The following is a 22327-nucleotide window of genomic DNA, read 5'->3' on the forward strand; positions in this document are numbered from 1 at the left end:
TTCAGAGGGCCTCAATTTTATACCCGGCGCCGCGCACGGTATGCAGCAGGGCGGGCAGGCCCCGGCTGTCTATTTTCTTACGCAGATTACTCATATGCACATCAATGACATTGGTGCGCGTATCGAAATGATAACCCCAGACATTTTCCAGCAGCATGGTGCGGGTCATCACCCGACCGGGATGGCGCATCAATTGTTCAAGAAGATTGAATTCTTTACCCTGCAGCGGAATTTCCGCGTCGTTGCGGTAAACCTTGTGGCGCAAAAGATCCACGCGCAGATCGGCAAGAACCAGTTCGGTGACCTCCGCCTCCCGGCCGGGCGGTCGCCGGCTCAGGGCGTCAAGGCGGGCGAGAAGTTCGCTAAAAGCGAAAGGCTTGGTGAGATAATCATCGCCACCGGCTTTCAGGCCGCGCACCCGTTCATCGACCTGCCCAAGAGCGCTGAGGAACAGAACCGGCGTCGGGTCGCCGCTGGCGCGCAGGGCCTTGACGATGCTCAGGCCATCCAGTTCGGGCAGCATGCGGTCAATGATGAGCACGTCAAAATCGCTGGAGATCGCCTGAGCAAGGCCGTCGCGGCCATTGTGCATGGTGCAGACCTGATGACCGACTTCTTCCAGACCTTTCTGGATAAAGTCGGCCACTTCACGTTCGTCTTCTATCAGGAGCAGATGCAAGGTTACTGGCACTCCTCTAGGGGGCTGAATTCCCGGATGATTTCGAATTCACCGCGTCGACCTTCATGCTGCATTTCAATGGCATATTCGATTTCGCGATCGACGTCGCTGAAGTCGAAGGCAAAGTCATCACCATCATGACCGCTTGTTCTGCTGAGCCAGCGTTGCATATGTGGTCCTTTCAATCGTTCCGGATGAACGGGGGGTACCGGTGGAATAGGCATGTCCTCCATATCAAAACCCATCATGCCATGGTGATTGCGGATGGCAAGAATTTTTCCGGTGCTGCCGCTGATCAAAATGTTTTTAAGATCGTCTTTTTCGCTTTCAATCACAATACTATAGGCCATATTACCGGGTTCATCGTGCAGGTTGGCGCTGATGATCCGGCCTTTAACTTTCTGTTGCGCCTGTTTCATGGCCTCTTTCAGGTCCATTTTCAGCTTGTCGTTACCCTGACCGCGCAAGGCGTCATAAATGCGGCTGTCTTTTTTAATTCGGGGGAGGATCACCTTGCCGGTATCGGCGGCGACCTGAAGATATCTGACGCCTTCCTCGGTGGCGACCCGCACCTGATAGCGTGGCACGCCATGGGTCAGCAGGCGCACGTCAAAGGCTTTGCCCTGGGCGTGCTTTTCCGCCGCCGCCATGGCCGCCTCAAGGGAGACGATATTTGTAAAATCTATTCTGTCGCTGTGGTTTTGATAAATGGTGATGGTTCGACAGTTTCCATCTCCCTCTTTGATGATGCGTTCAATTTTCTTGTCGGATTTTTTTGTTTCTTCCCGGGCCTCTGTAATCAGGGCGGTGGTGGAAAAAAGCAGGACTACACTGAGCCCTGTCGCAAGTTTCGGAAGTATCACGGTTTTCTCCTCATGTATGTTCAAGAGGCTTTACCATAGAAGGGGCATGTGAAAGGAACCTTTGGCCCGGATTAAAAAAAGTTAATGTTGGTCGGGAGGCGCGTTAAGTCGTTGTGGTTCGACGTTTTATGTCCTCATTCATGTTGCCTTTAATTCCGGGAACGTTACAGCAGTTCATGCTTTTTCAGTTGATGGCGCAGCTGGTGATAGGTGAGATTGAGGAATTTGGCGGTGTCGCGCTGGTTATGCCTGTTGCTCTCGAGCGCATCGACCAGAAGTTTGCGCTCCAGCGTTGCGATGGTTTCGGTGTAATCCAGCGGTTTGCCATCAAACAGGATATTTTCCGTCCGGGTCGGGGGCTCTATCGCCTTCGGGCCATCCGGGGCAGAGGATGGCGGGTTCGCGGCGGCGGGCGTTGCCGGCGCGCCGGGGCGGAAAGGGGATTTGAAGGGGTCGATTTCCAGCACATTGATCGGCGAAAATTCATCTTCGGCGTGATAGACCGCGCGTTCAATGACATTCTTCAGTTCACGGATATTGCCTGGCCAGTCATGTTGCATCAGGGCGTCGGTCATTTCGTCGGAAAAGCCAGGGAAGCTCATCCATTCCAGTTCCTGGGCCACCCGCTGGCCGAATTGAAAGGCGAGCAGCAAAATATCCTCGCGGCGATGGCGCAGGGGCGGCAGCGTGATCACGTCAAGCGCCAGCCGGTCGAGCAGGTCATGGCGAAATTCACCGCGGTCGGCGGCGGCGGGCAGATCAATATTGGTGGCCCCGATCAGCCGCACATCGGTTTCCAACGTCCTGTTGCTGCCGATGCGCTGAAAGGTGCCATATTCGGTGACCCGCAGCAGTTTTTCCTGGGCCGATTGCGAGGTGGTGGCGATTTCGTCCAGAAACAGGGTGCCCTGATGGGCTTCTTCGAAACGACCAATCCGTTTGGCATTGGCGCCGGTGAAGGCCCCGGCCTCATGGCCGAACAGTTCCGATTCCAGCAAATTGTCGGGCAGGGCCGCGCAATTGACCTGGACAAATCCTTTTTCCCAGCGCGGCGAGAGAAAATGCAGCCGGGCCGCGATCAGTTCCTTGCCGGTGCCGCGTTCGCCGATCACCAGCACCGGCCGGTCATGCTTGGCGGCGCGGCTGCATTGGTCCATGATTTCAAGAAAATGCGGACTTTCACCAATGATGGTTTGATCCTGAGGGGCATTTAGGCGCATTTTGTCACTCTTTTAAAAATATTGTTAAAAAATAGTGTAAAGTTCAAAATAACATTAGGCAAGAAAAATGAACTTTTCCTGAATAGTCAAATGAAATCAATATCTTGATGATTCTTTTAAAAACTGGCACGGGTTGTGCAATGTAGGTAAGCGAGTACCACGAGAGGGGTGCGGGATTAAAACGGAGAAAGATTATGGGCATTTTTACACGCCTCACTGACATTGTTAATTCAAACATCAACCACATCCTGGACAAGGCGGAAGATCCCGCCAAAATGATCCGGATGATGGTACAGGAAATGGAAGACACCCTCGTTGAGGTCCGCTCCTCCGCCGCCCGTGTTATTGCGGACCGGAAAGAGCTGGAACGCAACATGGTGCGGTTGCAGGAAGCCCAGGACGATTGGTACGCCAAGGCGGAACTGGCGCTTAATAAAAACCGGGAAGATCTGGCCAATGCGGCTTTGATCGAACGATCCAAACTGGCGGAACTGGCCGCCGGTCTCGAAGACGAGCGAGGACCTCTGGAAGAAGCTCTGACCAAATATGAGAGCGACATCATCAGTCTGGAAGCCAAGATCAAGGAAGCCAAGCAGAAGCAGCGGTCCCTGGTCGAACGTCAACAGAGTGCGACAAGTCAGCTTAAAGTACGGCAGAAACTGTATGATAACCGGATTGGCGACGTCATGGTCCGCTTTACACAGATGGAAAAACGTGTTGATGATACGGAAAGTCGGGTCGAAGCCTCTGAACTGGGTCGGGAAAAATCCCTGAGTGATGAGTTCGCCGATCTCGAAGGCCAACAGAAGGTTGCCGATGATCTGGCGGCGCTGAAAGCGAAAATGGCAAAAGCCAAATCCTCTGACAGCAAACCGGCTGCGAAGAAGTAAAACAATAAACGGGGGCCGCTTTGGCGGCTCACCACAAAAAGACCCTACGGGGGATTTAGCCGATTTAAGAAAGGTTTGAGGACATGGAAACTCTCGGTATTTTATTTATGGTCATTGTTGCACCGCTGTTGATTATTTTTCATTATACAACCAAGTGGAAGCAGTCGAAGACCCTGACATCAGAGGATGAGAAAATCCTCACCGAACTCTGGGACAGCGCGGAACGTATTGAAGGCCGTATCCAGAATATCGAGCGTATCCTGGATACGGAGTCTCCAGACTGGAGGGACGAGAAATGAACGCCCATCCTCACAATGAACCGCCCCGTTATAACAAGATTTATCTGGATAAAAAGAATGGCAAAGTCTGTGGCGTTTGCGCCGGGATTGCCGATTATACCGGGATCGACGCCACCATTATCCGGATTGTCACCATCCTGGGTCTGATCTCCCCCGCCAGCGGCGTTGTCGTGATCGCCTACTGCCTGATGTGCTGGTTGGTTGATCCAAAACCGAAAGATCTTTTTGAAAGCCAGAAGGAAGATGAATTCTGGAAAGGGGTCCGGACCCAGCCGAAAAATACCATCCGGGACGTCCGGCATAAATTCCGGGAAATAGAGCGCCGCCTGCGCGCCGCCGAGGCCCGGGTCACGTCCAAGGAATACCGTCTTCATAAAGAATTTGAAGACCTGGAAAAGAAGTAACGCGGAAATCGATCGGGATATCCGCCCCAAGATCAAGACAAGACGAGAAGGAATCATAATATGCGAGACTATCGGAAATCTGAAACACACCGGGACCGTAAATTTTACAAGAACAGCCGTCAGGGCAAGATCTGCGGGATCTTCTCCGGCCTGGGGGACTATCTCGGGATTAACCCTCTGATCCTGCGTATTCTGGGCATCATAGCGGTACTTGCCACGGGACCGATTGTTATTCTGGGTTATCTGCTGGTCAGCGTGCTGCTTGATGATAACCCCAACGGCCTTTACGGCGCTTGATTGACGATATAATAAGAAAATGATTTAGAGGACAGAAGAATGAATCCCTTTGAAATGGTGGTGCTGATTGTAATGGTGGTGATGGTTGCGGGGGTGCTGAAAAGCTTTATCGAACGCAAGAAACCAGGGGGGCAGTCCGGGGATATGATGGACAAATTCATGGATGATATGGGGCTTGGGGATTACGCGACGAAATCAAGCCTTGCGCCCTATCTCGAAAAGATTGATGCCATGGAAGAACGCATTCGGGTGCTGGAACGCATTGCAACGGACAAAAAACGTAATCTCGCAGATGAGATTAACCGACTTTAGGGCGGTCATAGGATGACAGAGGACAGAACAGTGGCACATCTGGATACAAAGATTATCGTTATCCCGGCGGATGACAATCCGGCCCGGGGAACCCTGAAAATAGGAGATCGCACGTTTCCCTGCGCCCTGGGAAAACAAGGGATCACCCGCATTAAGCAGGAAGGGGATATGAAAACACCGGAGGGAGAATTTCCCCTGCGCTCGGTTTTTTACCGATATGATAAGTTGTCTAAGCCTATTTATAGCAGGATGCCGATGCTGGCCCTGATGGAGGAAGACGGCTGGTGCGACGATCCCGAGGATGAGGCCTATAACACCCAGGTGATGTTGCCCTATCATGCCAGCGCCGAACGCTTGTGGCGGGAAGATGATGTCTATGACGTGATTGTGGTTCTTGGCCATAATGATGATCCGGTGGAGCAGGGCAAAGGCAGCGCCATCTTTCTGCATGTGGCCCGAGAAGACGAAGGGGGCACCTTGAAGGGGACCGAGGGCTGTATCGCCGTAGCAAAAGAGGACCTTCTGGAAATTTTGCCCATATTATCGCCTGAGACAACTTTAAAAGTGGTGACGCATTAAGAATTTCGACCATCATGCAAGTTGCGTTTAACAGCCAACCTGTCTGATATCTTCCAACTCCCGGCCCTTCCCAAGGAAGGCGCCGGGTATTTTTTTTACGAAAGAGGCTGTTCGTTATCCCAGTGGCGGGCGGTCACCGAACAGGGCGGTGCCGACCCGGACAGACGTGGCGCCGCAACGAATGGCGGTTTCAAAATCGCCGCTCATGCCCATCGACAGTTTGTTCAGCCCGTTACGGTCGGCTATCTCTTTCAATAAAGTAAAATAGGGCGTCGGGTCTTGTCCGGCCGGCGGAATGCACATCAGACCTTCAAGAGGCAGTTTGAGCTCATCCCGGCACAGGCGGATAAAATCATCGGCTTTTTGCGGCAGGATGCCGGCCTTCTGTTCTTCCTGGCCCACATTGACCTGAATATAACAGCGCGGGTGACGTCCTTCCTCGGCACTGATGCGGGCGATGGCGCGGGCGAGTTTCGGACGGTCGACGGTCTCTATGACCTCGAAAATCTGGATCGCCTGACGCACCTTGTTGCTTTGCAGGGGGCCGATCAGATGCAGGTCGATATCGGGATAGCTTTCACGCAATATTGGCCATTTTTGGGCCGCTTCCTGGACTTTATTCTCGCCGAAGGTCCGGTGTCCGGCGGCCAATACTGGCGTAATGACGTCATTTGGTTTGGTTTTGGAGACGGCAACCAGGGTAATGTCCGTCGCGGGTCGCCCGGCTTCTGCGGCGGCGCGGCGGATATTGTTTTCTACGGCTTCAAGTTTGCTGGTCAAGGTCTGTGTCCTGGTTTATGCTGCGGTTATGCAAGATCAAGACGCGACATTATCAGACATTGCCCGGCGCCTCAATCAGGATTATGGCGGGCCGCAGGACATGCCGGTGGCTTTCTTCATCACCGATGCAACCGCAGTGCCGGACCCCGCGGCGGTGATCGCCGCCCTGCCCCGGGATGCGGCGGTGATCTTTCGCGATTATGATCATCCGCATCGGGCGGACCTGGGATATCATCTGAGACAACTTTGCCGCGACAAAGGGGTGCGGTTTCTGGTGGCGGGTGACCGGGATCTGGCGGAGACACTGATGGCGGACGGTGTGCATTTGCCGGAGGTCGCGATGGCGCGGGCGGGTGATCTGCGTCGGCAATGTCCTGATTATCTGATTACTGCAGCCTGTCACGATTCTGCGGCGGCCGCACGGGCGGGCGGATTGCCGATAGATGCGCTGCTGGCGGCCCCGACCTTCCCCACGCAGAGCCACCCGGAAACTTTCAAGGCGCCTCAGACGACTTTAGGAGTGGCGGGGCTGAAACCGCTGGTGGCGGCCTCGTCTTTGCCGGTTTATGCCCTGGGGGGGATTACAAAAAAGAATGCCCGCCAGCTCCGTGGCACGGGAGTGGCGGGCATAGCAGCGATTCGGGGTTTTGGTGTGGCTTAACCCTCGTTCAGCCTTGGAGGTTCTCTGAACTTTAAATCGAGAAATCCAGGCTTTTGCTGCGGCTGAGGGACAAATGTTCCTCAATGTAATCGACGATCTGATCGACACAGGTTTCGATGTCCTGACTGACCGTATCAACGACCAATTGTGGGTTTTCCGGTGCTTCATACGGCGCGGAAACGCCGGTAAATTCGGCAATCTCGCCGCTGCGGGCTTTTTTATAGAGCCCCTTCGGGTCACGGCCTTCGCAGGCGGCCACGTCGGCCTTGATATAGATTTCGTGGAAATTACTGCCAACTGCGGTGCGCGCCCGATCCCGATCAGACCGGTAGGGCGAGATGAAGGAGGTGATCGCCACCATGCCGGCGCGGCTGAACAGGCCCGCCACTTCACCGATGCGACGGATATTCTCGGCCCGGTCCTCGGGACTGAAGCCCAGATTGGCGTTCAGGCCGTGACGGACATTGTCGCCGTCGAGCACGTATGACTGATAGCCTTTCTGGAACAGGCGTTTTTCCACCAGCACCGCCAGCGTTGATTTGCCGGACCCACTCAGGCCTGTGAACCACAGCACGCCGCCGATATGACCGTTGCGGGCCGCGCGGGCCTCTTCGGTGACGTCATGACTGACGCGGGTGATATTCTCGGATTTCTGGGTGATCAGGTCGCGCTGGTCGGCGTACCCGGTCATGTTGATTACCCCGCCGGCGGCGATATTGTAATTGTCGATCAATACAAAACGGCCGGTGGCGGCGACATCGTCATACCCGTCGAGCGCCAGCATCTTGCGGGCCCGCAGCACCACTTCGCCAATACTGTTGCGTTGCAGTTCGCTTCCGGCGCCTTCGGACAGGGTGTCGGTGTTGATTACGGTGCGGATTTCCTGCACCTCGACCTGACATTCGCCGGTATGCAGTTTCATGGTGTAACACTTACCAACGGTCAGGGGATCTTTCGCCAGCCAAAACAGCCGGGCGGTGAAAACGTCGGTTTCCAATGGCGGGGTCGCCACATGGCTCGCCAGTTCGCCGCGTTCGATAAACAGCTGGTGATCGAGCGTGATGCCAATGGAGGCCCCGGCGGAGGCCGATGTCGGCTGTTCCGGCACGGACCAGGCTTCGATGGATTTGATGCGCGCCTTCTTGTTGGACGGCGAGAAGAGCAATTCGTCACCGACCTTCAGAGTGCCGCTTTCGATTCGCCCCGCGAGAATGCGGCGTTCGTCAAATTTATAAACGTCCTGGATGGGAAAGCGCAACGGCGCATCCACCGGCAGGGAGGTGTCCTCGAAACTGTCCAGCGCTTCGACCAGGGTCGGCCCCTGATACCAGTCCATATTGGCGGAACGGCTGGCGATATTATCGCCTTCGCGGGCGGAAACCGGAATAAGATAGGTCGGCGTCACTCCGATGGAGGTCAGGTAAGCGCGATATTCTGTCTCGATGGCGTCGAACTTCGCCTGATCATAATCGATCATGTCCATTTTGTTGACGGCGATGGCGATCTGTTTGACGCCAAGCAGATGCAACAGATAGCCATGCTTGCGGGATTGTTCCTGCACGCCTTCGCCGGCGTCAATCACGAGTACGGCGGCCTCAGAGGAGGCGGCACCAGTGATCATATTCTTGAGGAATTCCGTATGGCCAGGGGCATCAATGATGACATAGTCGCGCTGGTCGGTATTGAACCAGATTTGCGAGGTGTCGATGGTGATGCCCTGATCGCGTTCGGCCTGCATGGCGTCCATCAGAAAGGCATATTCAAACGGGAGACCCCGTTGATCGCACATGGCCTGAATGGCTTCCAGTTTGCCGTCTGGCAGGGAGCCGGTGTCATGGAACAGACGGCCCACCAGGGTTGATTTGCCGTGATCCACATGGCCCACGATGACGATTTTCAGCAGATCGCGCTGCTGCGCTTCGGTGTATTCGGTCATTTTTTCACTCAACTCTTACATATAGCCATTGGCGCGCAGCCGTTCAAAACTGTCTTCGGCTTCATGATCCATCGCCCGGCCGGACCGTTCGGAAACCGTTGTGGTTTCAAGTTCGCGGATGATTTCCGGGATGGTGGTGGCGTCGCTGTCGACCGGATTGGTGATATCCTCATCGCCGAGCGAGCGATAGCGCTTGCCATTTTTGGCGAAATAGAGCGGGATTACCGGAATGCCTTCGCGCAGGGTATATTTCCAGATGTCCACTTCCGTCCAATGCAGCAGCGGATGGATACGCACATGCACATTCGGCGGGAAGCTGGTGTTATACTGATTCCAGAATTCCGGCGGCTGGTCGCGGAAGTCCCATTCGCCGGTGGTCTGGCGCGGGCTGAACACCCGTTCCTTGGCGCGCAGGGCTTCTTCGTCGCGGCGGATGCCGGCGATGACGCCGTCAAATTTATGCTCGGCGAGGAACCGTTTCAGGCCTTCTGTCTTGCGGGCGGCGGCGCGGGTGGCCGGCGGCAGGCTCGGGTCAATCTCGCTTAAGGGCGGGCATTCGCCGCGCATAAAGTTCAGGCCCCACTCGTCGGCATACTGATCGCGGAAATCATACATTTCCTTGAATTTCTTGCCGGTATCCACATGCATGGCCGGAAAAGGCACCTTGCCGAAGAACGCCTTGCGGGCCAGCCACAGCATGACATTACTGTCCTTGCCCAATGACCACAACAGGCCGATCTTACCCAATCTGTTGAAAGCTTCCCGCAGGATATAAATGCTCTCGGCTTCCAGTTCATCCAAATGTGACATCGTCATTGCACTATTCTCTTATGCTCTTCCTGTGTGTAGGGGCGGTAAGGACGCCCAGTCTAGCACTGTTTCCATCCCAGGGGGAGGATTTGATTCTTCAATTCCACACAACACATAGTCGTTTCTGAGCAAAACATCAATATAATACATTTAAAAAGTATAAAATAATTTATAATACACAAAACAAGTGTTAAAAATGAGCAGATTTTATTCTGGGCCCGGGCGCACAGGTGAGGGCCAGCCTAGAAGTTTACATTCGTGCCGAGGAAAAATACCTGACTGTTGCGCAGGCGATCAATCTCGCTATCCTGACCATAGGAATAATAAGTAAATCGGCCGGTAAAGCGGATGTTGGAGTTCAGATGATAGGCCGCCCCCAGTTCAAGGGCGTAGGTGGTGTCATAAAATTCTTCGATAGAGGCGAAAAGCCGGTCACGTTCGCGCTTATATTCACCAAATTTGAGATCCGCCCCCCATTTGTTGCCGAGATAGCCAAAGCCGATGTCGTAGCCTTTCAGGCCTTCGTCATGCAGCAGGCGTTCCTGACTGAAGGAGGCGCCGAGGGTAAAGCCGGCATAGCCCACATCAAAGGACAGATTATAAACCTGGCGGTTATTGATCTGGTTGAAGTCCGCACCTTCATACAGGGGAGAGAGAATGGAAGTCGGTTCCGTGAGGAATTGCGAGCCGAGGGAAAGTTCTATCGACCGGGTGTCGCTGATAACGCCGGGACGTCCATAGGAGAAGGTCACGCGGTTTCCCGTGGCCCATCCGCCATAATTGGCAACCGTGCCCCGCGGGGCGTTGGCGATGCCGCTTTCCCCCATATTGAAAATCAAGGACGGCTTGACGTCGAAGGACTGGGTGACCGTCACCTTTTTCTCAGGTTGTTTCGCCCCTTGAAATGTCAGCGTGGTATCGGGCTCTGACAGCCTGATATACTGATCTTGGTTGGCGGCGGAAGGTTTTTCCAGTTGAATGGCTTCTGAAACTGTTTTTTCCTGCTTTTCGGCATCTTTGCCAAAGAAGGACAGAATAACGGAGGTGAGGCTTTTATCATTTACGGCGTCAGAATCGGAGGTTGGCGCGGCGCCATGGGCCATCGTCCCCACGGTGTATAGTCCAAGGGTGCAAAAAAGGGCTATGCTGCCTTTCAAGCGGTTCACGACGTATCCTCACTCTGAACTTAATTTTCGGATCTGAACGTTAAGTTCTCTAACGTTTTGTATATCAATCAAACGCATTGTTATTTATTCTCTGCTTCAGGAATTCTTCGGCAACGGTTGTTATGTCGCGTCATTTTTCCTTTTGGCAGTATTGGTGCAATCCTTATAGAATCACACGTCTGTTTGCAAGTATATATTATTACACATTAGAATCAACCAAAATCACAGAATTTGTCTGGATCACAGGGCAGGTCGGGATGAATAAAAATTGAATAAAATAAGGGGACTAGGCCCTTTCGTTCAATTCCTGGATTATTGAGAAAGCAGACTCCGTATCTTTCCGCCATTGCCCGATTATGAACAAAATTATAGAAGAAATTCTTGTTTGGCCCGAAACAACAAGATAAACAGCTTTAAAGCGGGGACGTCACCGGCTATGATGCCGTAAATTTTGACTTTAGTGCTACGGGACGGAGCCACCATTGAAAGCGCAAGACGCTGCGCCGCAAGAAATGTCCAAACTGAAGTCGGGTAGCTTTGAGCCGTGTTTAACAAGAATGGAATATGCATGACCGTGAATGATATAATAACGAATGGGATAAAAAAATCAGCAAAGGCCGTCGTGCTTGGGGGTATGGCCGGGGTGATGATGACCCTGGGGGGCTGCAGCATTTTTGGCGGCAATGATAAAGCCGCCAATATTGAAGCCGCGGAAGAAGTATATCAAATCGGGGTCAATGCCTATCTTTGGCGCGCCTCCCTTGAGACGCTCGATTTTATGCCGTTGCTGACGGCCGACAATAATGGCGGTGTGATCCTTAGCGACTGGAAAGTTAATCCGCAAAATCCGGAGGAACGCACCAAGGTTGACGTCCGGATAGTCGGTAAAAAATTAACCGCGGATTCCGTCAAGGTGACCGTGCATCGTCAGGCCAAATCGTCGACGGGCTGGACCGATATGGCGCCACGGCCGGGGGCTTCTATCAACATCCGCAACGCGATTCTGATGCAGGCCAAACTGCTGCGGCGTAATAACGCGCCGACGAAATAGGCCGCAAGACGCGTACACAGGGGTGCCCAGGCAAGGGGCTTCTGAAACCAATGATGACGGACAGCTGACCCGGGTTGGTCTGTCCGTCTTTAGTTACGATACAAAGTATTAGGATCAGGAACATTATGACACGCTATAACGCGGGCCTCAGCGAGGCGAAATGGCAAAAAATCTGGCAGGACCGGGATACCTTTACCGCGACAGAAGACCCGACGCGGCCAAAATATTATGTGTTGGAAATGTTCCCGTATCCGTCCGGCAAGATCCACATGGGCCATGTACGCAACTATACCCAGGGCGATGTGGTGGCGCGTTATCGCCGGGCCAAGGGTTTTAATGTGCTGCATCCCATGGGCTGGGACGCCTTCGGCATGCCGGCGGAAAATGCCGCCATGGAACATAACGTGCATCCGGCCAAATGGACCTATGAAAATATCGATCATATGCGCGGTCAGCTGAAACAGATGGGGCTTAGCCTCGACTGGTCCCGGGAATTCGCCACCTGCGATCCTGATTATTATGGACAGGAACAGAAAATGTTCCTTGATTTCATGGACAGTGACCTGGTCTATCGCAAGGAATCCTGGGTCAACTGGGATCCGGTGGACAATACCGTGCTCGCCAATGAGCAGGTCGTGGATGGTTGCGGCTGGCGTTCCGGTGCGCCGGTGGAACGGCGGCGGCTGAGCCAGTGGTTCCTGAAGATCACCGACTATGCTGACGAGCTCAACAGCGCGCTGAATGATCTCGACCGCTGGCCGGAAAAGGTCCGCACCATGCAGCAGAACTGGATCGGACGGTCCGAAGGGTTGCGGCTGTTTTTCGATATCCCGGGGGAAGACAGGCTTGAAGTCTACACCACCCGCCCCGACACCATCTTCGGCGCCTGCGGCATGGCGGTGGCGGCGGATCACCCGCTGGCTGAGAAACTGGCGCAGGATAATCCGGATTTGCAGGCCTTCATCCTCGAATGTCGCGCCGGCGGTACCACCGAAGAAGCCATGGAAAAGATGGAGAAAAAGGGCTTTGACACCGGCCTGAAAGCCAAAAGCCCGTTCGAGGACCGCGATCTGCCGATCTATGTCGCCAACTTTGTTTTGATGGAGTATGGCACCGGTGCGATCTTTATGTCCGCCGCCCATGACCAGCGCGATCTGGACTTCGCCCATAAATACGGGCTTGATGTCCGTACGGTCATTCGGCCTGACGGTGAGTCCGACAGTTTCCACGTTGATAAAGAGGCCTATGTCGGGCCTGGCACCCTGTTTAATTCCCAGTGGCTTGATGGCCTGACCATTGAGGCGGCCAAGGCGGAAGTCATCCGCCGCGCCGAAGACGGCGGTTTTGGCAAGAAGACCATTAATTTCCGTCTGCGTGACTGGGGCATCTCCCGTCAGCGTTATTGGGGCTGTCCGATCCCGGTGATCCATTGTGACGCCTGCGGTATCGTGCCGGTGCCGAAAGACCAGCTACCGGTAAAATTGCCGGATGATGTGAGTTTTGACAGACCGGGCAACCCGCTGGAACATCACCCGACCTGGAAACATGTAGACTGCCCTTCCTGCGGTGCGGCGGCGCGGCGGGAGACAGACACTTTTGACACGTTCATCGACTCGAGCTGGTATTTTGCCCGTTTCTGTTCACCAAAGTCTGCGGACCCGGTGGATAAGGCGGCGGCGGATTACTGGTTGCCGGTGGACCAATATGTCGGCGGCGTCGAGCATGCGATCCTGCATCTGCTCTATTCCCGCTTTTTCACCCGCGCCATGAAAAAAGTTGACCTCCTGTCGGTGGATGAACCTTTTGACGGCCTGTTCACCCAGGGCATGGTCTGTCATGAGACTTATCAGAATGCGGCGGGCGACTGGCTGTTCCCGGCCGATCTGACCCGCAATGACGCCGGGGTTCTGGTGGAAAAGCATAACGGCGCGGAAGTGACCGTTGGCCGTTCAATCAAAATGTCGAAGTCGAAGAAAAACGTCGTTGATCCGACCGAGATTATTGATCAATATGGCGCCGACACGGCGCGCTGGTTCATGTTGTCCGACAGCCCGCCCGAGCGCGATCTGGAATGGACGGAAGAAGGCGTCGAAGGCGCCTGGCGCTTCACCCAGCGTCTGTGGCGCACGGTGATCACCGGTTGTGACGGCCTGACGGCGGCCGCAGACGAGCCGGCGGACTTTGGCAAGGCGGCGGCGGCATTGCGCCGCATGACCCATGTCAGCATCGCCAGTGTCGGCAAGGATATCGAGGATTTCCACTTCAACAACTGCGTGGCCCAGATCTATAAATTCGCCAATGCCATCAGCGGTTTCAAGCCGGACAGATCAGACGGCGATGCCTATGCCCTGCGCGAAGCCCTGACCTGTCTGGTGCAGATTTCGGCGCCGATGATGCCGCATCTGGCGGAAGAGATGTGGCAGCATATGGGCTATGACGGCATTCTCACCGATGCGGCCTGGCCTGTGGCCCGCCCCGAACTGATGGAACAGAATACTGTCACTATTGCGATCCAGGTCAAAGGCAAGCTGCGCGACACCATTGACATGGCAAAGGACATGGATAAAGCCGAAGTCGAGAAGATCGCGCTGGCGTCTGAGAAGATTCGTCAGTTTGTCGGCGACAATCCGATCCGCAAAGTGATTGTCGTCCCCAACAAGATCGTCAATATCGTTATCTAGGACCCGCTTATGCAACTGCGCCATATCTTGAAAACGTTTCTGGGTGTTTTTCTCCTGACCGGGCTGCTGGCCGGGTGCGGGTTCAAGCCCATGTATGGACAGTTTTCCGATGGAAAAAGCGACCTGAGGGATGTCATGGCCAATATCCGGGTGGACAGCATCACCGAGGAGGGACGGCCGTCGCGCATCGGGCAGGTGATTCGCAATAACCTGATGGATCGGTTGACGCCCTATGGGGAGACAAAGTCGGCGGAATATATCCTGCGGGTGACGTTTCTCATCGAAGAGCATGGCTATGGTATTCGGGAAGATGAATCAGTGACGTTGCAGAATCTGAAACTGATCACCGCCTATCAGCTGGAAGAAGTGGCGACATCGAAAGTTATTCTGGATTCGGCGGCGCGCGGTCTGGTGACTTATGACTTGGCCCAGTCGGATTATTCCAATATGATTGCCCGGAACGCCTCGCTAGGCCGCCTGGTCGAGGAGGTCAGCAATCAGATGGCCACCCGTATCGGGGCCTATTTCAGTCAAAATGAGGCCCAACAGAAGACACCGCAAAAGACAACCCAGAATACGCAATGAAGCTCAACAAGAACGACGCCAACGCCCAGGTCCGCAAACTCAACCCCGCTTATCGGGCGGTGCTGATTTATGGCCGGGATGAGGGTCTGGTGCGCGAACGGGCGGAAAAAATAGCCAAGCAGATCGCCCCTGACCTGCGCGATCCTTTTCTGGTGGCCAATATTGAACCGGGCCGCCTGAAAGATGAACCGGCCCTGCTGGCGGATGAGGCGGCCGCGATTTCCATGATGGGCGGGCAACGGGTGATCCGGGTTGACGGGGCCGGGGAAAATGTCACGGCCGCGGCGAAATCTTTTCTCGACGATCCGATCGGCGACGGACTGGTGATCATCACCGCCGGCAGCCTCAAGGCGACCGCCGGGCTGGTCAAATTATTCAACAAGGCCAAGAATGCGGCGGCAATTGCCTGTTACGAAGATGACCAGGGGAATTTGCAAAGTCTGATCCTGGAAGTGATGGGCGCGCATAATCTGGGACTGGAACCCGAAGCGGCAATCTATCTGCAGCATAACCTCGGCGGCGACCGCATGGTGTCGCGGGGCGAGCTGGAAAAACTGGCGCTTTATATGGGGCCGTCCGAAGGAGGCCGCCGCATGGTCAGTCTGAATGACGCCCGCGCCTGTGTCGGCGACAGTGGCACCCTGACCCTGGATATGATTGCCGAGGCGACCACCGGCGGCGACCTGAAAACCCTGGATGATACCTTGTTCAAGGCGTTCAACCGGGGGGAGAACGCCATTCCCATTTTGCGCAATGTGGCGCGGCGGCTGCAGAAACTGCATCTGGTGCGCGGCAGCATGGATCAGGGCATGGGGGCCGAACAGGCGGTGATGGCGGTGGTGTATAATAAATTTTCGCCCGAGAAAAAATCCCTGATGGCCCAACTGGGCAAATGGTCGACCTCGAAACTTGGCAATGCCCTGGATATCGTGTTTGAGGCGGAGGCGGAATGCAAGATCACCGGCCTGCCCGCCGAGGCGATCTGCGCCCGCGCCTGTCTGCGCATCGCCAATGCGGCGCGGATGCGGTGACGAATATGATTGAACTATCCGAAAATGCGGCGTTGATTATTGTCGACATGCAAAAAGCCATTGAGGCGCCCTATTGGGCGGCGGTGGGCCCACGCAATAATCCGCAGGCCGAACGGATCCTGAGGGATCTTCTCACCCGCTGGCGCGCTTCCGGGCGACCGGTGGTGATTGTGCGCCACGATTCCCGGGAAGACGCCTCGGCATTTCGGCCCGATACCGCAACTCACGCCTTTCTCGACGGGCTGGAGCCTCTGCCGGGTGATATCGTGATCGGCAAATGCACCAACAGTGCCTTTATCGCCACGGATCTGGCGGAAATTCTCAAAAAGCACGGCATCACCGATGTGTTTTTTGCCGGAGTGAAAACCAATAACTCTGTCGAGGCGACTGTGCGGATGTCGGGCAATCTGGGGCTGCGCAGTTTCCTGATCGAAGACTGCTGTTTTACCTTCGCCATGAGGGATTACGCCGGCGTGATCCGCAGCGCCCAAGAGGTGCATGACATGGCACTGGCCAATATGGCGGGAGAATATTGTCAGATTGTCACGGCGCAAGAGCTCATCTTTCCGTCCGAACGTCAGAACTAAAGCGTCGCCGCTCAGTAGACCGGCGTGCGCTTATTGAGAAAGGCCTCGACACCTTCTTGATGATCCGGGCCGTCGAAGGCTTTGGTAAATATCTCTTCGGACAGTTCATCGTCATCCCGCATCCCGTTTTGAACCCGTTTGATCACCTGTTTGATTTCTTTCAGGCTGTGGGGGCTGTTGGCCAGCAACAGGGCGGCATAATCACGGACTTCCTGTTCCAGCATAGCGGGGGCGTAAATTTCGTTGACCAGTCCGGTCTGCAGGGCTTTGGTGGCGGACAGGATTCGGGCGGAAAAAAGAATGTCACGGGTGGCGGCCGGTCCCACCTGATCCAGAAGCCGCCGGGTGTCGGACAGGCCGTAAACCAGCCCGAGTTTGGCGGGCGTGATGCCGTAGCGGGAACTGGTGTCACCGAACCGCAAGTCGCAGCAGAGCGCGAGGATGCAGCCACCCCCGACGCAGGCCCCCTGGATCATCGCCAGAGTGGGAATATCGCAATCCTCCAGGGCGGCGCAGGCGGCCCGAAGCGCCTGACGATTTTCGTCCCGGGCTGTCATGTCGGTCATGAACAAGTCGAACTCGCTGATGTCGGCCCCGGCGCAGAAGATATTCTCCACAGCGCTACGCAGGATCAGAAGCTTGATCGCCGGATCTTTGACGGCATCGCGCACCAGATCCGGGATCGCCTGCCACATTTCTTTATTGAGGGCGTTTTTACGGGCGGGGCGATTGAGGGTCAACCAGCCTATATTCTGGTCTTTTTCGAGATATATCGGGGCATCTGACATCATGGTGGCGGGCTTTCAACTGGCGGTCACTAAAGCCGGCAGCTTATCCCATGAGGATCAAAAATAAAACATAAAGTCAGTCGGGGGGATCAGAGATTGAATTTGGTGACAGCCAGGACTTTATTGCCTTTGTCGAGATATTCCAGATAGTCAAAACTGGTGGCGCGGGCCAGCGCAATACCCCGACCATGATGGGTCTGGTTGGTGAGCAGGTCGTCTTCCAGATAGCTATCGTAATCAAACCCGTTGCCTTGATCCGTGATCTTGAACGTGACGAGGTTACTTTCTCGCTCAAAAACGATTTCGACGTATTTGTCTTTGTTTTCAGGCAGGTGAAGGCGTCTTTGAATTTCGTCCCGATGTTTGTTTTCAGCCATCAGTTCGCGTTTTTCCTCATGACTGATGCTCAGGTTGCCATGTTCAATACCATTGGCGAGCAATTCGAACAGACCAAAGGCGACCCGGTCCGGTTCAGGGCAAGCCAGGGACAACATGGTGGTCAGGGCTTCGGCCTGATCAAATGTCTTGATGCGGAAAGTACCCCGGGTAATGGCGCCAATGACGGATTCCCGGGAATGAATTTCCCGCCGTAGCGCCCGTCGCTGGGCAAATTCGCTTTCGGCGCTTAACACCATGGAATAAAGCGAACTTGCGGTAAAAGGATGTTGCAGCCAGAGATATGGCGCTGAATGTTTGAACGGTTTGATCCGGTCCTGTTCCTGAACGTCGACACGCAGTATCAACGGGATATCGCGCAGGGTAGTGGTTGACGTTAACTGCTTGAGGAAATTACCATTTTCCATGATAATACGGTAATTGACGATGATGGTATGAATGGCGCCCACTTTTTCGGTCAGTAGCATCAGGGCGTCTTTTAAAGACGTGGCCTCAACAAAGGGGCAATCACACGTCGTCAGTATTCCGGGAATGTCAGTAGTGCCCCCAGCTTTGAGGGGTGTCTGATTAGTGTCATGTATAACCAATACAGTCATGGCCAAACTTTGCCTTCGGTCGTGGGGTAATCATTGCTCAACGGGCCACACAATAGAAGAAAAATGGTTTCAACTTTATTAATGGGGGGCCGATGACCTTCCCCGCATCCATGTTTTCTCATAGATAGTACCGGTTTTGGGGAGTCTGAGAACATTTGCAACATAAAAACATTATTATATTCGTAAATAATAATCTTCTTAAAACAAATTTAAGGTTTCCCGTCTAGCGTGTCCTGTCTAGACAGTAAAGTATGTGAGTTACAGTTCAAGCATTGAGGGTATAATGAGCGCATTCACGATAGAGACTTCACATGAAGAAAATAGAATCCAATTACATTCTGTTCTGGACCTGTCCTCGGCGGAAGATTTGCTTCATGGATTTCGAAATTGCCTGGAGACTGGTAATGCTCTTGTTGTGTCCGGGGCGGAGGTGGAACGCTTGACCACGCCCTGCATTCAGATCCTGTGCGCCGTACAGAAAAAAGCGGCTCTCCTGAATGTTCCTTTCACTTTTTCCGAAATGTCAGATGCCTGCAGACAGGCTTTGACAGACGTTGGAATCCCTCAGGATTCTCTCATTCTGGAGCACACAATATGAGTAGAACTGCATTAACAATTGACGATTCAAAAACCATGCGGGACATGGTGTCATTTACCCTGAAGAACGCTGGCTTTGAAGTTATGGAAGCAGAAAATGGTCAACTGGGCCTGGACCAGGTAAGCAACGGGAAATTTGATGTGATTATCACAGACATCAATATGCCGATTATGGATGGTCTTACCTTTACCCGGGAGGCCCGAAAGCTATCACAAGCCAGGACGACCCCCATTCTGATCCTGACGACGGAAAGCGATTCCAATATTAAAAATGAAGGCCGAAGCGCAGGTGCGACAGGCTGGATTGTTAAACCGTTCAACCCGGAAAAACTGCTTCAGGTTGTTGAGAAAGTGTGTGGATAAAGCACTTTCTCCTCATATGAATTTGCTGTTGCGCCAGAGGCATGCGCGTTAACGGCGTTGCGAAAAGGGGACTTTAATGTCAGATCCGATGGAACAGTTTAAGGCCATTTTCTTTGAGGAATGCGCAGAACTGTTGATCAGCCTGGAAGAAGGCCTGATGCAGTTGCAGGCGGGTGACAGTGATGTGGAAACCCTGCATTCTGTCTTTCGCGCGGTGCATTCCATCAAGGGCGGGGCGGGAACCTTTGGTTTTGCGCAGTTGGTGTCTTTTGCACATATTCAGGAAACCCTGCTCGATGATATGCGCGCCGGCGCCCTGGAAATGGAACCGGCCTATTTGGATGTTTTGCTGAAAGCCTTTGACGTTCTGACCGAACTGGTCGGGGCGGCGCAGCAGGGGATTGTGCTGGATGAGAATTACGGCGCGGAAGTCGCCCGGGCGATGACGGATATTTTGAAACATACCGGTGTGCCGCTTTCCGGGGAGGAGGATCATGCGGCGGCGCAGGCGGACTCCGGACTAGGAGAAGTGGCGGCAAAAGAACACCTTTTCCAGATTCTGTTTAAACCCTTTCCCGATATGTTCCAACGGGCCAATGAACCGTTGCTTTTGATCCGTGAACTGGCGTGCCTTGGACGGCTGGAGACAATACTGGATCAGACGGCGTTGCCGGATCTGGAAGACATGAAGGCCGAACAGGCCTATTTTATCTGGCGGTTTCGTCTGGTCACTTCGGCGAATGTTGCCGATATAGAAGAGATCTTCGAATTTGTCGAAGGCGATTGTGATCTGGACATTACCGACCTTGGACCCTACCTGTCACCTGATGCTTTTGTCGCAGATGACGCGGCCGGTCTGTTTGAACCGGAAGACACGCTTGTCGCGTCGTCTCAGAAAACGACCCGGCCAAAAGACACGAAAGTGCGCGCCCGCAGTGAAGAGGTGGTCAGCAAGTCAATCCGGGTCGAGCTCGACAAGGTAGATCGTCTGGTGAATATGGTGGGTGAACTGGTTATCACCCAGGCCATGTTACAGGAACAGGGTGGTCAGATACTGGTCGAACAATATCCTAATCTGGTGCAGGGCATCGATGAAATGTCCCGTCATGTGCGTGAATTGCAGGACAGCGTTATGGCAATCCGCGCCCAACCGGTAAAATCCGTGTTCTCGCGCATGCCACGACTGGTGCGGGAACTGACCGGCGCCTTGGACAAGAAAGCCCGTCTGGTGATGTCGGGGGAAGAGACCGAAGTTGATAAAACCGTGACGGAACGCATCGGTGATCCATTGATGCATATGATCCGCAACAGTGTTGATCATGGGCTGGAATCCCCGGAGGAGCGTCGGGCAGCGGGCAAGGATGAAGAAGGCGTTATACATTTATCGGCCTTTCATCGCGGCGGACGAATATTTATCGAAATAGCTGATGACGGGGCGGGGATTAATCAGGATGTGGTGTTGAGAAAGGCCATTGAACGGGGTCTGGTGCATTCAGACGCGATCCTGAACGACGATGAAATCAACAATCTGATCTTTATGCCGGGTTTTTCCACGGCCGAGGCCGTGACCAATGTGTCGGGGCGCGGCGTGGGCATGGATGTGGTGCGCAAGAATATTCAAGGCCTCGGCGGGCGGATATCCATCGATTCAACACCGGGCAAGGGCAGTAAATTCAGCATGTCGCTGCCGCTGACCCTGGCGGTGATGGACGGCATGGTGGTCGAAATTGGTCGGGAGAAATACGTGCTTCCTCTGGCCAATATCATTCAAAGTCTGCGTCCGGAACCGGATGAGATAAGCGCGTTGCCCGATGGCCGCAATCTGATGATGTTTCGCGGTGATTATATCAGTCTGGTGCCGCTTTATGACATTTTCAAGGTGCAGGACGCGCAACGTGATCCCTGCAACGGTCTTGTGGTCGTTGTTGAGGGGGAAGGCGGAGTCCTGATGGGCTTTATTGTCGATGATCTGGTCAATCAACAACAGGTCGTGATCAAAAGCCTGGAAGAAAACTATGAATTGGTCGAAGGCGTTTCAGGCGCGACCATTCTGGGCAATGGCCTGGTGTCCCTGATTGTTGATATCGCCGCCGTGCAGAGTCTGAGCTCCGGCCCGTATGAATTATCAGAGACATCGCCCCGTCCATCAGAATCCAAGACAGAGGTACGATACCAATGACAACAGAAGTTTTACAGACAGAAACAGAGACCAGATCCGACACCGACGGCATGACCCGTCAATATATCTCCTTTACCATCGGGGCGGAGACTTATGCGGTGAAAATCACCATGGTGCGGGAGATCAAAGGCTGGATCCCGACAACCAGTCTGCCGAATGCACCGGATTATATGCGGGGCGTGATTAATTTGCGGGGTGTTATTGTCCCGGTATTTGACATGCGAACCCGTTTCGGGCGCGGGCGTACAGAACCGGGCAAAACCCATGTGGTGATCATTGTCACGCTTGAGGAACGCACCATCGGCATTCTGGTGGACGCGGTATCTGACATTCTGACCATTGCCGCGGAAGATATTCTTGCCGTGCCGGATCAGGACGCCAATCCGGAATATGCCTTTATGGAAGGCCTGGTGTCCGTAAATGAAAAGATGATTGCGATTGTAAAGCCGAGAATGCTGTTCGATATGAACAAAATTCCGGACATGGATCTGGCCGGAAACGCCAGTGACGAGAATACCGGGGATATGGCCCGTGCGGCGGTTGCGTAATCGCATGCGGCAGGCACAAAATTGATATT

25 protein-coding genes are annotated in these 22327 nt (G+C 54.1%); 16 read left to right on the forward strand and 9 right to left on the reverse strand.

The features are described 5' to 3' along the window. Position 1: 1 nt before the first annotated feature. The 3 genes from FIV45_RS00400 to pspF form a co-directional block, all read right to left on the reverse strand. Positions 2–679: a winged helix-turn-helix domain-containing protein gene (locus FIV45_RS00400; RefSeq protein WP_099473925.1), complete on the reverse strand. Its 678-nt coding sequence runs from the start codon at positions 677–679 to the stop codon at positions 2–4. 2 nt (positions 680–681) lie between these two features. After that, a complete protein-coding gene (locus FIV45_RS00405) occupies positions 682–1542 on the reverse strand; it encodes a PepSY domain-containing protein (protein ID WP_099473923.1) in 861 nt (286 codons plus the stop codon). Positions 1543–1706: 164 nt separating this feature from the next. After that, complete coding sequence (gene pspF, locus FIV45_RS00410; protein WP_099473922.1) at positions 1707–2762, reverse strand: phage shock protein operon transcriptional activator; 1056 nt, start codon at positions 2760–2762, stop codon at positions 1707–1709. Positions 2763–2956: 194 nt separating this feature from the next. Between pspF and pspA the strand changes: the two genes are divergently transcribed. From pspA to FIV45_RS00440, 6 genes are all read left to right on the forward strand, one after another. Then, positions 2957–3652, forward strand: a complete 696-nt coding sequence (gene pspA, locus FIV45_RS00415) for a phage shock protein PspA (RefSeq protein WP_099473921.1) — start codon at positions 2957–2959, stop codon at positions 3650–3652. 83 nt (positions 3653–3735) lie between these two features. Further along, the gene (gene pspB / locus FIV45_RS00420; protein ID WP_099473919.1) at positions 3736–3951 is read left to right on the forward strand and encodes an envelope stress response membrane protein PspB; all 216 of its coding nucleotides are present in this window, start codon (positions 3736–3738) and stop codon (positions 3949–3951) included. Further along, positions 3948–4355, forward strand: a complete 408-nt coding sequence (gene pspC, locus FIV45_RS00425) for an envelope stress response membrane protein PspC (RefSeq protein ID WP_099473918.1) — start codon at positions 3948–3950, stop codon at positions 4353–4355. Before pspB ends, pspC begins: the two co-directional genes overlap by 4 nt. 60 nt (positions 4356–4415) lie before the next feature. Beyond that, positions 4416–4652 (forward strand): PspC domain-containing protein, encoded by a 237-nt coding sequence (locus FIV45_RS00430; protein WP_099473916.1) that lies wholly within the window; start codon positions 4416–4418, stop codon positions 4650–4652. A gap of 39 nt (positions 4653–4691) precedes the next feature. After that, positions 4692–4964, forward strand: coding sequence for a hypothetical protein (locus FIV45_RS00435; RefSeq protein WP_099473914.1), 273 nt, complete (start codon positions 4692–4694; stop codon positions 4962–4964). Positions 4965–4976: 12 nt separating this feature from the next. Continuing rightward, a complete protein-coding gene (locus tag FIV45_RS00440) occupies positions 4977–5543 on the forward strand; it encodes a L,D-transpeptidase family protein (protein ID WP_099473912.1) in 567 nt (188 codons plus the stop codon). A gap of 114 nt (positions 5544–5657) precedes the next feature. On the opposite strand, the gene FIV45_RS00445 is transcribed toward FIV45_RS00440, so the two are convergent. Then, on the reverse strand, positions 5658–6323 hold the full coding sequence (locus FIV45_RS00445) for a YggS family pyridoxal phosphate-dependent enzyme (RefSeq protein ID WP_099473910.1): 666 nt from the start codon (positions 6321–6323) through the stop codon (positions 5658–5660). A 28-nt stretch (positions 6324–6351) separates the two neighbouring features. Between FIV45_RS00445 and FIV45_RS00450 the strand changes: the two genes are divergently transcribed. Continuing rightward, positions 6352–6984 (forward strand): thiamine phosphate synthase, encoded by a 633-nt coding sequence (locus FIV45_RS00450; RefSeq protein ID WP_165777046.1) that lies wholly within the window; start codon positions 6352–6354, stop codon positions 6982–6984. A 31-nt stretch (positions 6985–7015) separates the two neighbouring features. On the opposite strand, the gene cysC is transcribed toward FIV45_RS00450, so the two are convergent. The 3 genes from cysC to FIV45_RS00465 all read right to left on the reverse strand — a co-directional run bounded on the left by cysC (position 7016) and on the right by FIV45_RS00465 (position 10896). After that, complete coding sequence (gene cysC, locus FIV45_RS00455; RefSeq protein ID WP_099473906.1) at positions 7016–8920, reverse strand: adenylyl-sulfate kinase; 1905 nt, start codon at positions 8918–8920, stop codon at positions 7016–7018. 15 nt (positions 8921–8935) lie between these two features. After that, on the reverse strand, positions 8936–9736 hold the full coding sequence (gene cysD, locus FIV45_RS00460; protein WP_204602259.1) for a sulfate adenylyltransferase subunit CysD: 801 nt from the start codon (positions 9734–9736) through the stop codon (positions 8936–8938). Positions 9737–9972: 236 nt separating this feature from the next. Next, positions 9973–10896, reverse strand: coding sequence for a hypothetical protein (locus FIV45_RS00465; protein WP_099473904.1), 924 nt, complete (start codon positions 10894–10896; stop codon positions 9973–9975). A gap of 568 nt (positions 10897–11464) precedes the next feature. Between FIV45_RS00465 and FIV45_RS00470 the strand changes: the two genes are divergently transcribed. The 5 genes from FIV45_RS00470 to FIV45_RS00490 all read left to right on the forward strand — a co-directional run bounded on the left by FIV45_RS00470 (position 11465) and on the right by FIV45_RS00490 (position 16831). Continuing rightward, positions 11465–11947: a DUF3576 domain-containing protein gene (locus FIV45_RS00470; protein WP_099473902.1), complete on the forward strand. Its 483-nt coding sequence runs from the start codon at positions 11465–11467 to the stop codon at positions 11945–11947. A gap of 125 nt (positions 11948–12072) precedes the next feature. Continuing rightward, positions 12073–14628, forward strand: a complete 2556-nt coding sequence (gene leuS, locus FIV45_RS00475; RefSeq protein WP_099473900.1) for a leucine--tRNA ligase — start codon at positions 12073–12075, stop codon at positions 14626–14628. Positions 14629–14637: 9 nt separating this feature from the next. Beyond that, positions 14638–15213 carry a hypothetical protein gene (locus FIV45_RS00480; protein ID WP_099473898.1) on the forward strand — a complete coding sequence of 192 codons (576 nt, stop codon included), beginning with the start codon at positions 14638–14640 and terminating at the stop codon, positions 15211–15213. Then, the gene (gene holA, locus FIV45_RS00485; RefSeq protein ID WP_099473897.1) at positions 15210–16244 is read left to right on the forward strand and encodes a DNA polymerase III subunit delta; all 1035 of its coding nucleotides are present in this window, start codon (positions 15210–15212) and stop codon (positions 16242–16244) included. Before FIV45_RS00480 ends, holA begins: the two co-directional genes overlap by 4 nt. Positions 16245–16249: 5 nt before the next feature. Next, positions 16250–16831, forward strand: a complete 582-nt coding sequence (locus FIV45_RS00490) for a cysteine hydrolase family protein (RefSeq protein ID WP_099473894.1) — start codon at positions 16250–16252, stop codon at positions 16829–16831. Positions 16832–16842: 11 nt separating this feature from the next. Here FIV45_RS00490 and FIV45_RS00495 read toward each other — a convergent pair whose 3' ends face one another. Together FIV45_RS00495 and FIV45_RS00500 are read right to left on the reverse strand one after the other, a co-directional pair. After that, positions 16843–17622 carry an enoyl-CoA hydratase-related protein gene (locus tag FIV45_RS00495; RefSeq protein WP_099473892.1) on the reverse strand — a complete coding sequence of 260 codons (780 nt, stop codon included), beginning with the start codon at positions 17620–17622 and terminating at the stop codon, positions 16843–16845. An 86-nt stretch (positions 17623–17708) separates the two neighbouring features. Beyond that, positions 17709–18611 carry an ATP-binding protein gene (locus FIV45_RS00500; RefSeq protein ID WP_099473890.1) on the reverse strand — a complete coding sequence of 301 codons (903 nt, stop codon included), beginning with the start codon at positions 18609–18611 and terminating at the stop codon, positions 17709–17711. Positions 18612–18894: 283 nt separating this feature from the next. On the opposite strand from FIV45_RS00500, the gene FIV45_RS18935 reads away from it, so the two are divergent. From FIV45_RS18935 to FIV45_RS00520, 4 genes are all read left to right on the forward strand, one after another. After that, positions 18895–19209 carry an STAS domain-containing protein gene (locus FIV45_RS18935; protein ID WP_099473888.1) on the forward strand — a complete coding sequence of 105 codons (315 nt, stop codon included), beginning with the start codon at positions 18895–18897 and terminating at the stop codon, positions 19207–19209. Beyond that, positions 19206–19571, forward strand: a complete 366-nt coding sequence (locus FIV45_RS00510; RefSeq protein ID WP_099473886.1) for a response regulator — start codon at positions 19206–19208, stop codon at positions 19569–19571. Before FIV45_RS18935 ends, FIV45_RS00510 begins: the two co-directional genes overlap by 4 nt. Positions 19572–19647: 76 nt before the next feature. Further along, positions 19648–21750, forward strand: a complete 2103-nt coding sequence (locus FIV45_RS00515) for a chemotaxis protein CheA (RefSeq protein WP_099473885.1) — start codon at positions 19648–19650, stop codon at positions 21748–21750. Beyond that, complete coding sequence (locus FIV45_RS00520; RefSeq protein ID WP_099473883.1) at positions 21747–22298, forward strand: chemotaxis protein CheW; 552 nt, start codon at positions 21747–21749, stop codon at positions 22296–22298. Before FIV45_RS00515 ends, FIV45_RS00520 begins: the two co-directional genes overlap by 4 nt. Positions 22299–22327 lie beyond the last annotated feature (29 nt).

The organism is Paremcibacter congregatus (genome assembly GCF_006385135.1).
GTDB classification, from domain to species: Bacteria; Pseudomonadota; Alphaproteobacteria; order Sphingomonadales; family Emcibacteraceae; genus Paremcibacter; species Paremcibacter congregatus.